Source organism: Amycolatopsis sp. NPDC114504 (assembly GCF_055633595.1).
In genome coordinates, this window is sequence record NZ_JBVKDU010000004.1 from 404,407 (window position 1) to 417,635 (window position 13,229).

The window sequence follows — 13,229 nt, forward strand, 5'->3', positions numbered from 1 at the left end:
TTCCGGGCCGAACCAGGCACCCCGCTCCCGCATGGCGCGGCCGACCGTGCTGGGTTCCGAACCGAACCGGGCATCCAGCGCCCGCACGACGCTACCGGCCCCGCCGAATTCCGGGCCGAACCCGAACCGGCCGCCCGGGCCCCGCGAGCCGCCGCGCGTTTCGATGGAGGGCCGACCCCATGACCACTCCCCTCCCCGCCGGCTTCCGGATCGTCCTCGACCCGGATACCAAGCACCTCCGCGACGACCTCTGGTTCGGCGGCTCACCCGCCCGCGTACTCCGCCTCACCCCGGCCGGCCGTCGAGCCTGGCGGGAACTCGCCGACGTTCCGATCGCCTCCGAAGCCGCCGGCAAGCTCGCCCGCCGGCTCACCGACGCCGGCTTCGCCCACCCCGTCCCGCCCACCCCGGCCGCACCCCCCGACCTCACCATCGTCGTCCCGGTACTCGACCGGCCCGGCCCGCTGGCCCGCTGCCTGACGTCACTCGCGGGCACGCACCCTCTGCTCGTCGTCGACGACGGGTCCGAAGACGCAGCCGGGATCGCCGCCATCGCCGCCGCGCACGGGGCGAAACTCGTCCGCCACGACGTCAACCTCGGGCCCGCGGCCGCGCGGAACACCGCGCTCAGCCACGTTTCCACCGAGCTGGTGGCCTTTGTGGATAGTGACTGCGTCGCCCCCGGCGACTGGGCCGACCGCCTCGCCGCCCACTTCGCCGACCCCCTGCTCGCCGCAGTCGCACCGCGGGTCCGCGCACAGACAAAAGACACAACAGCCGGCCGGTACACAAAAGCAGCAGGCAGTCTCGACCTAGGCGACCGTCCCGCGCGGGTCGCACCGCGCACCCGGATGTCCTACGTCCCGACCGCCGCGCTGGTCGTCCGCCGAACCGCCCTGACACAAGTCGGTGGGTTCGATCCGGACCTACGAGTCGGCGAGGACGTCGATCTCGGCTGGCGGCTGCACGCCGCCGGCCAGCGGGTCCGGTACGACCCGGACGTCCACGTCGACCACCAGGAACCCGCGACCTGGCGCGAGCTGCTCAGCCGCCGCGCGCGGTACGGGACCTCCGCCGCTCCGCTCGCGAAGCGCCACCCCGGGAACCTCGCGCCGCTCGTACTGCACCCGTGGCCGGCCCTGACCGTCGCCGCACTACTCTCCCGACGGCCGCTGCTCGCGTCGGCCGGCTTCGGGGGTGCCGTCCTCAGCATGCTCAAAACGTTGCGATCCAACGACATCCCCACCGACGGCGTCGTCCGCGCGATGGGCACCGCCGTCCACCAGACCTGGCTCGGTGCCGGCCGGTACGGGACGCAGTTCGCCGCCCCGGCCCTCGTCGCGCTCCTCGTCCGGCGTGGGTGGGGACGGCGCGCCGCCGTCGCGTCGCTGCTGCTCGGCCCGCCGCTGACCCGGTGGCTCGCCGACCGGCCCGCCCTGGACCCCGTCCGCTACACCGCCGGCGCCCTCGCCGACGACATCGCCTACGGCGCCGGCGTCTGGGCCGGCTGCCTGACCCACCGGACCCCCACGCCGGTGCTGCCCGAGATCGCCTGGCGCCCCCTGCGCGTCGACCGTAAGGACAACCGATGACCTGGTTCGAATCCATCGCCGAAGCCCAGCGGCGCGCGAAGAAGCGCCTGCCCCCGTCCGTCTACTCGGCCCTGATCGCCGGCTCCGAGAAGGGCTTGACGCTCAAGGACAACCTCGACGCGTTCGACGAGCTGACGTTCGCGCCGCGCACCGCCGGGCAGTCCGGCCACCGCACGCTCGCCACCACCGTGCTCGGCCGCGAGATCGCGCTGCCGGTGCTGATCTCCCCCACCGGCGTCCAAGCGGTGCACCCGGACGGCGAGGTCGCCGTCGCCCGGGCCGCCGCCGCGCGCGGCACGGCGCTGGGCCTGAGCTCCTTCGCCAGCAAGCCGATCGAAGACGTCGTCGCCGCCAACCCGGACACGTTCTTCCAGATCTACTGGACCGGCAGCCGCGACGACATCCTCGCCCGGCTCGACCGCGCCCGCCGCGCCGGGGCCGCCGGGCTCATCCTCACGCTCGACTGGTCGTTCTCCCACAGCCGCGACTGGGGCAGCCCGCACATCCCCGAGAAACTCACCTTCCGCGAGCTGCTGCGCTTCGCGCCCGAAGGCCTCTCCCGCCCGCGCTGGCTGCTGGACTACGCGCGCACCGGCCGCCTGCCCGACCTCAGCGTGCCGAACATGGCCGAGCCCGGCACGCCGGTCCCGACGTTCTTCGGCGCGTACGGCCAGTGGATGCAGACCGCGCCGCCGTCGTGGGAGGACGTGGCCTGGTTGCGCTCGCAGTGGGACGGGCCGTTCCTGCTCAAGGGCGTCATCCGCGTCGACGAGGCCCGGCGCGCGGTCGACGCGGGCGTCAGCGCGATCTCCGTGTCGAACCACGGCGGCAACAACCTCGACGGCACGCCGGCCACGATCCGGGCGCTCCCCGCGATCGCCGACGCCGTCGGCGGCCAGGTGGAAGTCCTGCTCGACGGCGGCATCCGGCGTGGCAGCGACGTCGTCAAGGCGCTCGCCCTCGGTGCCACGGCGGTCCTCATCGGACGCGCGTACCTGTGGGGCCTGGCGGCGAACGGCCAAGCCGGCGTGGAGAACGTCCTCGACGTGCTGCGCAACGGCATCGACTCGACGCTGCTGGCGCTCGGCCACCGGAGCGTCCACGACCTGACCCGCGACGACATCCGGATCCCGGAGACGTTCACCCGCGCGCTGGGCGCCGACGCCCCGGCCACCCTCCGCTGACCGCCGCACCCCGACGGACGACACGCGTACCTGGACGGCGAACTCGCGTACCTGGATGGACGACACGACACGCGGGCGCCCGTGCGGCCGTGTCGTCCGGCCAGGTACGCGTGTCGTCCGGTTCGTCAGTGCGAGTGGGCCTCTTCCAGGGAGGCTCCGGCCAGGCGGGCCGCGACGCCCCGGCGGAAGGTGGGGCAGTCGTGGACGTCCTCGCGCGGGCAGGCCAGGCCGTGGGCGATCGCCGTGCGGGCGGCCTGGGCCTGGGCGATGCGGCGGTCGAGCTCGGCGAGCTTGCGTTCGTGCAGCTCGCGCCAGCCGTCCGCGGCCGACGTGCGCAGGTCGATGAGCGTCTTCAGTTCGCGCAGGGTGAACCCGACGTCGCGGAAGATCAGGATCTCGCCGACCAGCTCGACGACCGACGGCGCGTATCGCCGCTGGCCCGCGACGCGTCCGGGTGCAGGCAGGAGGCCCAGCTCTTCCCAGTACCGCAGCGCGGAGGTGGCCACGCCGGTGCGGTGGGCCAGCTCGCCGATCGTCAGCAGCTCCTCGGACATTTGACTTCGAGCGTACTTGAAGCCGTTGACTCGCGGCATGACGAAGACAGGTCTCCAGCGGCGCATGATCGAGCAGTTCCACCACCCGCGCGGTATCGGCGGGCGGGTGGCCGGGTGGGTGATGGCCCACCGCGGCTCCAACCGGCAGCGCAACATCTGGGTCGTCGAGCTGCTGGACGTCCAGCCGACGGATCGGGTGCTCGAAGTCGGTTTCGGCCCCGGGATCGCCCTCGGCGCGCTGGCCGCCCGCGCCACCCGGGGCCGCGTCTACGGCGTCGACCACTCCGCGGTCATGGTCGAGCGGGCGGGCCGGCGCACCCGGGCCGCGGCGGACCGGATCGAGCTGATCCAGGCTTCGGTGGACCGGCTGCCGTCGTTCGGCGAGCCGCTCGACGCCGTCCTCGCCGTGAACTCGTCGGGCTTCTGGCCCGATCCCCCGCAACGGCTGCGCGAGCTGCGGGGTCTGCTCAAGCCCGGCGGCCGCATCGCGCTCGCGTCCCAGCCGCGGTGCCCCGGCGCGAACCGGGACACCACGACCAGGGCCGCGGGCGAACTCCGTGACCTGCTGACTGAGGCGGGGTTCACCGACCTCCGGACCGAGACCCTCGACCTCGACCCGCCGGTCGCGTGCGTCCTCGGCGTCACCCCACGGTGAAGCTCGCGGTGAGCGTCGCCGCCGAGCTGGTGCCGACGTAGACCTCGATCTTTCCCGGCTCGACGCGGAACTTCGCGGCGTTGTCGTAGAAGCCGACGTCCTCCGGGGTCAGGGTGAACGAGACCGTCTTCGACGCACCCGCGTCCAGGGTGACCCGCTGGAAGCCGCGCAGCCGCCGGACGGGCTGCACGATGGTGGCGACCGGATCCCGCAGGTACAGCTGGACAACCTCGTCGCCCGCGCGGCCGCCCGTGTTCGTCACCTTGGCGCTCACCTGGATCCGGCCGCCGCGGGCGGACATCCGGGTGTCCGAAAGCCGCAGGCCGTCGACCCGGAACGTCGTGTACGACAAGCCGAAACCGAACTCGTAGAGCGGGCCGGACTCCAGGTCGAGGTACTTCGACGTGTACTTGTTGTTCGGGTCCGCCGGGCGTCCGGTGTTCTCGTGGTTGTAGTAGATCGGGACCTGGCCGACCGCGCGCGGGAAGCTCACCGGCAGCTTGCCGCCCGGGTTGACCGTGCCGAACAGGACGTCCGCGACCGCGTGCCCGCCCTGCACGCCCGGCGCCCACGCCTCGAGGATCGCGGGCGCGTTGTCGTGCAGGTACGGGATCGTCAGCGGCCGGCCGTTGACCAGCACCACCACGAACGGCTTCCCGGTCTCCTTGATCGCCGCGACGAGCTGCTGCTGCACGCCGGGGAGGTCGATGTCGCTGCGCGCCGCCGCCTCACCGCTCATCGCGGCCGTCTCGCCGACCACGACGACGGTGACGTCGGCCGCGCGGGCGGCCTGCTGCGCGGCGGCGAACCCACTGGTGTCGGTCCCGTCGACCGTGCAGCCCGCGGTGTAGGTGACCGCGGCCCCCGGCGCCGCGGCCTTGATCCCGTCGACCACCGTCACCGGCGGAGTCGTGCCCGCGCCGGTGCCCAGGCCCGACCAGGTGCCGTTGAGGTCGTAGGTCGCGGTGCCCAGCGGGCCGACCACGGCCACCGAGCCGACCGACTTGGCCAGCGGCAGCACCGGCCCGTCGTTCTTGAGCAGCACCATGCACCGGCCGGCGGCCTGCCGGGACGCGGCGAGCGCGGCCGGGGACGGCGCCTTCGTCTCGCCGACTTCGTCGACGTAGGGGCGTTCGAAGAGGCCCAGCTTGACCTTGACCAGCAGGATCCGGCGGACGGCGTCGTCGATCTGGTCGCGGGTGATCCGCCGCTGGGCCAGCAGCTGCTGGCCGAACTTCACGTAGTTGGTGCTGACCATCTCCATGTCGACGCCGGCTGGCAGTGCGGCCGCCGCCGCGTCCGCGCCATCGCCGGCCAGCCCGTGCAGGATCAGCTCCTCGACGCCGGTGTAGTCGCTGACGACGAACCCGCGGAAGCCGTACGCGCCCTTGAGGACGTCGTGCAGGACGTAGCCGTTGCCGTGCGCGGGGACGCCGCTGATGGTGTTGAAGCTGGCCATCACGGTCGCCACGCCCGCCTCGACGGCGGCCTTGAACGGCGGCAGGTAGAGGTTGTGCAGGCGCTGCAGCGAAACGTCGACGGTGTTGTAGTCGCGGCCGCCTTCCGCGCCGCCGTAGGCGACGAAGTGCTTGGCGCAGGCGGCGAGGCGGTCCGGGGACGAGTAGTCGCCGCCCTGGTAGCCGCGGACCTTCGCCACGGCCATTTGTGAGGCCAGGTAAGGGTCTTCGCCCGATCCCTCGGCGATGCGCCCCCAGCGCGGCTCGTGCGTGACGTCCATCATCGGCGCGTAGGTCCAGTGGATGCCGCTGCGCCGGGCTTCCTTCGCCGAGACCGTCGCGTCGGCGGACGGCACGCCGGGGTCGAAGCTCGCCCCCTGGGCCAGCGGGATCGGGAAGTTCGTGGTGTAGCCGTGGATGACGTCGAGGCCGAAGATCAGCGGGATCCGCAGCCGCGTCCGCTCGACGGCGATCTTCTGCAGCGCGTTCAGCTTCGCGGCACCCACCACGGAGAACACGCCACCGAGCTGTCCGGTCGCCAGCGACGTCCGCGCGAGGTCTTCGGTGCCGACCAGCTGGAGCTGCCCGAGCTTCTCGGCGAGGGTCATCTTCCCGAGCAGGTCCTCGACCCGCGGGTTCCGTTCGGGCCGGGCGGCGGGGTCCGCGGCGGCGGCCGGGGCGAGCGCCGTGGCGACTCCCCCGGCGGCGAGGAGACCGCCGACTCCGGCGAGCAGGCTGCGCCGGTTGACGCCGTCGGCGGACGGCGAAACACCTGCTTGACTCTCGGGCTGTTCCATGGCGGGGACCTTTCGCGAGAGAACGAGGGCCGTCAGCATAAGCACGATCGACGCCCGCCGAACGGTTGGTTTTTCCTTCCCGCGAACGCTTGTGGTCCGGCCACGGGAGTCCTACGGTCGGATGCGGACCGACACGTGGAGGGGGCACCGTGCGGGCGTTCGGAGCTGTCCTGGCAAGCGCTTTCCTGCTGACTGGCCTGACTGGCGCGGCACCTGCCCTCGCGGACGCGACGTGGTCGCCGTCCCCGATCGCCTGGACGACCTGCCCCGACGACCCGGACAACCCCGGCGTTCCCGACGGCGAGTGCGGCACGCTCCGGGTGCCGCTCGACTGGGACCGGCCGCACGGGCCGTCGATCGGCCTCGCGGTGGCCCGGCACCGCGCCACCGACTCCGCCCACCACCTCGGTGTCCTGCTGGCCGACGCCGGCGGTCCCGGCTCGTCCGGCGCGGAGATCGCACTGTCCCCCGGCTACTTCGGCGCGGAGGTCGAGGCCCGGTTCGACGTCGTGGGCTTCGACCTGCGCGGGACCGGCCACAGCGGGTACATCGATTGCGACATCCCGGACGGCGCGCCCGACAACGAGCCCGCCGACCGGGCGCGGTTCGAGGCGCTGCGCGCGTTCGACCGGCAGGTGGTCGCGGACTGCCGAGCCCGGAACCTGCCCGTCTTCGACCACGCCGACACCGCCACCAACGCCCGCGACCTGGACGCGGTCCGCCGCGCGCTGGGCGAGGACGAGATCAGCTTCCACGGCGCCTCCTACGGCACGCTGCTCGGCCAGCAGTACGCCGAGCGGTACGGCGACCACGTCCGCGCGATGGTGCTGGACGGCGTCATCGACCACAGCGCCGATCTCGCGCACTTCGTCGGCGACCGGGCCGCCGCCGAGGACGAGCTGTTCGGGCAGTTCACCGCGTGGTGCGCCGCCACCACGACGTGCGCGCTGCACGGCCGGGACGTCCTCGCGACGTGGCGTCAGGCCCAGGTCGCGGCCGACGGGATGCCGTTGCCGCACAACTGGTTGCGCGACCGGGTGTACGACGACATGCGCGTCCCGGACTGGGACGACGTGGCCCGGGTGATCGCCGAGACCGCGGCGGGCACTCCGCCGGTGCGGGCCGCGTTCATGCCCAACTACCCGTCGATCCGCCTGGCCGTCGTCTGCCAGGACTTCGACCTGCGCATGCCGGACTTCGCGCGTTATTCGGCGCTGCACGCCGAGGAGCTGCGCCGGTCGCCGATCATGCGCGGCAGCACGATCGGCCACGACGAAGCGACCGCGTGCCTCGGCGTCGCCGGCCCGCCCGCGAACCCGCCGCACCGGCTGAACATCTCGAAAGCACCGCGGATCCTGCTGCTCAGCAGCCGCTACGACCCGGCGACGCCGTACGCCTGGGCGGCCGACGTCCACCGCCAGGCGCCGGCGAACACCACGCTGCTGACCTACGAAGGTTCAGGGCACGGGGCCTACCGGCGCACCCCGTGCACCCGGGCGGCGGTGGACGGCTACCTGCTGACGCTGAAGACACCCCACCACGACTTCGGCTGTCCCGCCTGATCCACCGCCACCCGGGCCGGCTCAGCCCAGGTGCGAGCTGATCACCGAGTAGTCGTTGCCGACGTTGGTGTACACACCCGGGAAGTCCTTGCGGGCGCAGCCTTCGCCCCACGAGACGATGCCGGCGAGCTTGCCGTCGACGTAGGCCGGGCCACCGGAGTCGCCCTGGCAGGAGTCCTTGCCGCCTTCGGGCACGCCCGCGCAGAACATCGACGCCTTGTCGTACTTCGCCCCGCCGGTGCTGTACTTCTCCGCGCAGGTGGCGTTGTCGACCACCGGCACCGACACCTTGAGCAGCGTGTCGGAGACGTCGCCGCCCTCCGACGTCGTGCCCCAGCCGACCACCGTGACGTCCTTGCCGGCCTGGTAGGCGGCGTCATCGGCCGACTGCACCAGCGTGGCCGGCGCGTACGGCAGGTCCTTGTCGAGCGTCAGCACGGAGTTGTCGTGCTGCATCCCGCTCATGTCGAAGTCCGGGTTCTGCCAGACGTCGCTCACGCCCGCCTTCGTGCCGGAGGTGTCGCTGAACTTCGTCTGCCCGCCGATGATCTCCATCTGCGACGCCTCGACGCCGTCGGTGCAGTGCGCGGCGGTCAGCACCTTGTTCTTCGCGACCAGGGTGCCGGCGCAGTGCTGCGCGCCGTTGACGTTGAAGATCACGGTGGCCGGGAACTCGTCGATCGTGGTCGGCGTGCCGCCCACGATCCGCGGATCACCGGCCGACGCACCGGGGGCGGCGACGACGGCGAAGGCTGCTGCCGTGGCGAGGACCAGTGCGGCTCGCCGGACCACGGAACGTCCGTCTACCTGCATGAACATCTCCCTTCGGGGACCTGGAAGGTGGTACCCGGGAGCAGACCAGACCGGCCGTGGTCACGGTTAGCTACGAAAGTCGCTTCCTGACACATTGACGACGATGGTTGGTTTTTGTCTGACTTGAGTGGCGAAGAATCACGGGACGCGGTAGCACCCGGGTCAATCCTTGACATGACGCCAACAGAGACTTACCGTTCTCCCACGCCGCCGGGTTGTCCAGACCATTTACATCGTGAAAGGACACCTCGATGCGCGTGCGTTCCCTGCTCGTCCTGCTGGCGGTCCCGGCACTGGCCGCCGCCACCGCCCTCCCCGCGCTGGCCGCCGACCCGTCGGTCGCCCCGGGCGGCAACTTCGACCTGGGGATCTGGCAGCTACAGGAGCCGGTCGGCTCCCCCGGGTCGCCGACCACCATCTCGTCGTCCCGGCTCAAGGGCGCGAACGGCTTCCAGGACAGCTACTTCTACACCGACACCCGCGACGGCGCGATGACCTTCTGGGCGCCGGAAAAGGGCGTCACCACCCCGAACTCGAACTACGCGCGCTCAGAGCTGCGTGAGATGAACCGCGACGGCTCGGCCGCGAACTGGTCGCTGAGCGGGTCGCACAAGCTGAACGCGACTTTGCGCGTGGTTTCGGTGACGTCGAACGTCTGCGTGGGCCAGGTCCACCTCGGCACGGGCGGCTCGTCGACGAAGCCGTTGCTGGAGCTGTACTACCGCTCCAGCGGCGACATCGTCCTGGGCACCGAGAACTCCCCCGACGGCGGCCAGACGTCGCACACCGTCGGGCACGTGGCGGTCGGCAAGACCTGGACCTACACGATCGGCATCTCGGGCGGCACCACCATCGACCTGACGGTCAACGGCAGTGTCACCCACTACTCGATCCCGTCGTCCTTCAAGGCGTACAAGCAGTACTTCAAGGCGGGCTCGTACAACCAGTCGTCGTCGGACAGCACGACCAAGGGAGCGCGGGTCGCGTTCTACGGCCTGACCGTTTCGCACGGCTGACCGCTCCCGGCCCGGTGGCCGCCACCACCAGGCCGGATGGGCGTCAGCGCCAGCCGAGCTCCGGGGCCACGTGCGTGAGGATGCTCTCCAGCACGTGCGCGTTGTAGTCGACGCCCAGCTGGTTCGGGATCGTCAGCAGCAGGGTGTCCGCCGCCTGGACCGCCTCGTCCTCCTTGAGCTCCCGCACCAGCTCGTCCGGCTCCGCGGCGTACGAACGCCCGAAGATCGCGCGGGTGTTCTCGTCGATCATGCCGACCTGGTCGCGGGAGTTCCGGTCGCCGCCGAAGTACGCGCGGTCCTGGTCGTTGGTCAGCGCGAAGATGCTGCGGCTGACCGACACGCGCGGCTCGCGCTCGTGGCCGGCCTCCGTCCACGCCTCCCGGTAGGCCTCGATCTGCTTGCGCTGCTGGACGTGCAGCGGCTCGCCCGTCTCGTCGTCCTTGAGCGTGGAGCTCTGCAGGTTCATCCCCAGCTTCGCGGCCCAGACGCTCGTCGCGTTCGAGCCCGAGCCCCACCAGATGCGGTCCCGCAGGCCCTCGGAGTGCGGCTCGAGCCGCAGCAGCCCCGGCGGGTTCGAGAACATCGGCCGCGGGTTCGGCTGCGCGAAGCCCTCGCCGTCGAGCAGCTTGAGGAAGACCTCGGTGTGCTGCCGGGCCATGTCCGCGTCGGTCTCGCCGTCGGCCGGGCCGTACCCGAAGTAGCGCCAGCCTTCGATCACCTGTTCGGGGGATCCCCGGCTGATGCCGAGCTGGAGCCGGCCGTTCGAGATGAGGTCCGCGGCCCCCGCGTCCTCGACCATGTACAGCGGGTTCTCGTACCGCATGTCGATCACGCCGGTGCCGAGCTCGATCTTCGAGGTGCGCGCCCCGATCGCCGAGAGCAGCGGGAACGGGCTCGCCGCCTGCCGCGCGAAGTGGTGCACGCGGAAGTACGCGCCGTCGACGCCCAGCTCCTCGGCCGCGACCGCCAGGTCGATCGACTGGTGCAGGAAGTCGGCGGCGGACCGGGTCTCGGAGTGCGGGCTCGCCGACCAGTGGCCGAACGAGAGGAAGCCAATCTTCTTCACACCCCTTCCAGCGTCCGGCGGGCGGGAATGATTCCCGGGTGTGACCGACCGCCGCCGGACCCCTCGCCCGGCGGCGGCCGGCGGCTCAGCCGCAGTGCTCGGAGCGCTCCTGGTCGGTCATCGGCGCGGTGTGCTGCGTGATGTCCCCGGTCGAGCCGGGCACCGGGCCGTCGGCGTCGAAGTCCTGGTACCAGATGTAGTGGTCGTAGAACTTGTCCGGGAAATGCATTTCGTAGGTGCCGTGCACCTTCTGCATCTTCGGCGCGCGTTCCACCCATCCCTTTTCGCCGGGCCGGACGTCGACGTTGGTCGCCTGTCCTTCGGTGTGCGACGACTCCCACGTGTGCTGGTAAGACGTCTCGATGGACACCTTGAACACTTCCGAGAAACCGTATTCGGCCGAAAGTGACACGCCGAAACTGTTCGATTCGCCCGTCGTGTCGGACCAGTTCACCGTGCTGCGCTGCAGATCGCCGGTGCAGTTGAAAGCCGCTTCGCCGACCTGGTGGCCTGCACCGGTGTGCTCTTCCGGCGGGCCGGCCGGGTGGAACACGCAGGAATCCGTGCCGTTGTCGCACTTGTCGAGCAGTTCCCGCGCGGTGGGCTGGCCGTCGGCCGACGCCCCGGGTGCGGTGAGGACGAGGCCGGCGGCGGTCAGCAGGCCGAGGCCCGCCGCCGTCCAGGTGTTCCGCTTGCTGGTCATGGTGGTCGCTCCTTCGCTCAGCTGAAACCGATGGACTGGGTGCGGTCGTTCATGAACGACCCGACGTTGCCGGTGTTCTCCTTGAACGGGCCGTCGCGGTCGCCACCGAGGTTCGGCTCCGGGTAGAGCCAGACCCAGCAGTTCCCCCACGGCTGCACGGACGAGATCTTGTTCTTCCAGTCGTCGCCGAGGTCGAACTGCCAGTTGACCCAGCCGTCCTTCTTGCACAGTTCGGGTCCGGTGATCGTCAGCGAGTTCCCGGTGTAGTCGGGACCGTCGAAGAACGTGCCCTGGACGACGTCGCCGTCCGCCTCCGCGAGGGCGAGCGAGCGCTGCGTGCCCGTGGAACATTGCTGCACACCGGTTTCCGCGTTCAGCACGCAGTGGCGGGCGACGTCCGCGGCGGCCGCGGGAACGGCGCCGAGCAGGGAAACGGCCGAAGCGGCGGCGGCGACCGAGATGGCTGTTCTGGTCCAGTTGTTCGCCATTGTGGTTCCTTTCTCCGGAATCGAAACGATCTTCGCCATCGAAAGTACGTCGATACGGGCGAATCGGGGCGGCTCGTGCCCATCGGGACTTCGGGGTCTGCCTGAATCCTCTGAGGACACCGGTGCCGGACTGCACGCGAATGGGAGGCGGGGTACAGTACGCCGTCCGCGTTAAGATCGAGTGATGACGCTCACCGACGACGAGACGCAGATGGTGGCCCTGACCGCGCGGTTCGTCGACGAACGCGTCCGCCCCCGCGTCCGCGAATTCGAGGCCGACGACGTCTACCCCGGCGAGCTCATCGACGAGATGAAAGCGCTCGGGTTCTTCGGCCTGCTGGTCCCAGCCGAATTCGGCGGTGTCGACGTCAGCACGGCGTGCTTCGCCCGGGTCACCGAAGAGCTCGCGCGCGGCTGGATGAGCCTCGCCGGCGCCATCGGCGGGCACTCGGTGATCACCTACCTGCTCAAGACGTTCGGCACGCCCGGGCAGCGCGAGAAGTACCTGCCCGCGATGGCCGGCGGCACCGTCCGCGCCACGATGGCGCTGACCGAGCCCGGCGGCGGCAGCGACCTGCAGGCCATGCGCACCCACGCCGTCCCCGACGGCGACGGCTGGTCGATCACCGGGTCGAAGACCTGGATCTCCAACGCCGCCCACTCCGGGCTGATCGGCCTGCTGTGCGTCACCGACCGCGCCGCCTCCCCGGCCCACTGCGGCATGAGCGTGCTGCTGGTCGAGCCCGGCGCCGGCCTGACCGTCTCCCCCAAGCTGCCCAAGCTGGGCTACCGGGGCGTCGAAGCGTGCGAACTGGCCTTCGACGGCCGGCGCGTGGGCGCCGACGCGGTGCTGGGCGGGACGCCGAACGAGGGCTGGGCGCAGATGATGCGCGGCCTGGAGGTCGGCCGGGTCCAGGTCGCCGCCCGCGCGGTGGGCGTCGGGCAGGCCGCGCTGAACGACGCCGTCCGGTACGCCCAGGAGCGCGAGTCGTTCGGCAAGCCGATCTGGCAGCACCAGTCGGTCGGCAACCTGCTCGCCGACATGGCCACCAAGATGCGCGCGGCGCGCCTGCTCACCCTGGACGCCGCCGAGAAGCTCGACGCCGGGGTCCGCGCCGATCTGGAGGCCGGGATGGCGAAGCTGTTCGCCTCCGAAGCCGCGATGCAGGTGGCGCTGGACGCGATCCGCGTCCACGGCGGTTACGGCTATTCCCGGGAGTACGACGTCGAACGCTACTTCCGCGACGCGCCGCTGATGATCGTCGGCGAGGGCACCAACGAGATCCAGCGCACCGTCATCGCCGCCCAGCTCATCGCCCGCGACAAGATCGGGTGACACGCC

At 71.3% G+C, this 13,229-nt stretch carries 12 protein-coding genes; 6 read left to right on the forward strand and 6 right to left on the reverse strand.

Going from position 1 to position 13,229, the window contains the following annotated elements; translation table 11 throughout:
• The first annotated feature begins 179 nt into the window (after positions 1-179).
• Both mftF and mftD read left to right on the forward strand, forming a co-directional pair.
• On the forward strand, positions 180-1,592 hold the full coding sequence (gene mftF, locus ACZ7PG_RS31680; protein ID WP_470242795.1) for a mycofactocin biosynthesis glycosyltransferase MftF: 1,413 nt from the start codon (positions 180-182) through the stop codon (positions 1,590-1,592).
• Entirely contained in the window at positions 1,589-2,776 is a 1,188-nt protein-coding gene (gene mftD, locus ACZ7PG_RS31685) for a pre-mycofactocin synthase MftD (RefSeq protein WP_470242796.1), read from the forward strand. The genes mftF and mftD overlap by 4 nt, the downstream gene beginning before the upstream one ends.
• Before the next feature lie 125 nt (positions 2,777-2,901).
• On the opposite strand, the gene ACZ7PG_RS31690 is transcribed toward mftD, so the two are convergent.
• Complete coding sequence (locus ACZ7PG_RS31690; RefSeq protein WP_470242797.1) at positions 2,902-3,330, reverse strand: MerR family DNA-binding transcriptional regulator; 429 nt, start codon at positions 3,328-3,330, stop codon at positions 2,902-2,904.
• A gap of 37 nt (positions 3,331-3,367) precedes the next feature.
• Here ACZ7PG_RS31690 and ACZ7PG_RS31695 point away from each other — a divergent pair, with 37 nt between their 5' ends.
• The gene (locus ACZ7PG_RS31695) at positions 3,368-3,985 is read left to right on the forward strand and encodes a class I SAM-dependent methyltransferase (protein WP_470242798.1); all 618 of its coding nucleotides are present in this window, start codon (positions 3,368-3,370) and stop codon (positions 3,983-3,985) included.
• Here the strand turns inward: ACZ7PG_RS31695 and ACZ7PG_RS31700 are convergent.
• The gene (locus tag ACZ7PG_RS31700) at positions 3,972-6,239 is read right to left on the reverse strand and encodes a glycoside hydrolase family 3 N-terminal domain-containing protein (protein ID WP_470242799.1); all 2,268 of its coding nucleotides are present in this window, start codon (positions 6,237-6,239) and stop codon (positions 3,972-3,974) included. The two genes, ACZ7PG_RS31695 and ACZ7PG_RS31700, sit on opposite strands and share 14 nt — an antisense overlap.
• A 149-nt stretch (positions 6,240-6,388) precedes the next feature.
• Here ACZ7PG_RS31700 and ACZ7PG_RS31705 point away from each other — a divergent pair, with 149 nt between their 5' ends.
• Positions 6,389-7,801, forward strand: a complete 1,413-nt coding sequence (locus ACZ7PG_RS31705) for an alpha/beta hydrolase (RefSeq protein WP_470242800.1) — start codon at positions 6,389-6,391, stop codon at positions 7,799-7,801.
• A 21-nt stretch (positions 7,802-7,822) separates the two neighbouring features.
• Here the strand turns inward: ACZ7PG_RS31705 and ACZ7PG_RS31710 are convergent, their stop codons facing one another.
• Entirely contained in the window at positions 7,823-8,614 is a 792-nt protein-coding gene (locus ACZ7PG_RS31710) for a S1 family peptidase (RefSeq protein ID WP_470242801.1), read from the reverse strand.
• A gap of 251 nt (positions 8,615-8,865) precedes the next feature.
• On the opposite strand from ACZ7PG_RS31710, the gene ACZ7PG_RS31715 reads away from it, so the two are divergent.
• A complete protein-coding gene (locus ACZ7PG_RS31715) occupies positions 8,866-9,630 on the forward strand; it encodes a polysaccharide lyase family 7 protein (protein ID WP_470242802.1) in 765 nt (254 codons plus the stop codon).
• A 43-nt stretch (positions 9,631-9,673) separates the two neighbouring features.
• Here ACZ7PG_RS31715 and ACZ7PG_RS31720 read toward each other — a convergent pair whose 3' ends face one another.
• From ACZ7PG_RS31720 to ACZ7PG_RS31730, 3 genes are all read right to left on the reverse strand, one after another.
• Positions 9,674-10,696 (reverse strand): LLM class flavin-dependent oxidoreductase, encoded by a 1,023-nt coding sequence (locus ACZ7PG_RS31720; protein ID WP_470242803.1) that lies wholly within the window; start codon positions 10,694-10,696, stop codon positions 9,674-9,676.
• Positions 10,697-10,781: 85 nt separating this feature from the next.
• Positions 10,782-11,399: a hypothetical protein gene (locus ACZ7PG_RS31725; RefSeq protein WP_470242804.1), complete on the reverse strand. Its 618-nt coding sequence runs from the start codon at positions 11,397-11,399 to the stop codon at positions 10,782-10,784.
• Positions 11,400-11,416: 17 nt separating this feature from the next.
• Positions 11,417-11,887, reverse strand: coding sequence for a peptidase inhibitor family I36 protein (locus ACZ7PG_RS31730; protein ID WP_470242805.1), 471 nt, complete (start codon positions 11,885-11,887; stop codon positions 11,417-11,419).
• Positions 11,888-12,071: 184 nt separating this feature from the next.
• On the opposite strand from ACZ7PG_RS31730, the gene ACZ7PG_RS31735 reads away from it, so the two are divergent.
• A complete protein-coding gene (locus tag ACZ7PG_RS31735) occupies positions 12,072-13,223 on the forward strand; it encodes an acyl-CoA dehydrogenase family protein (protein WP_470242806.1) in 1,152 nt (383 codons plus the stop codon).
• Positions 13,224-13,229 lie beyond the last annotated feature (6 nt).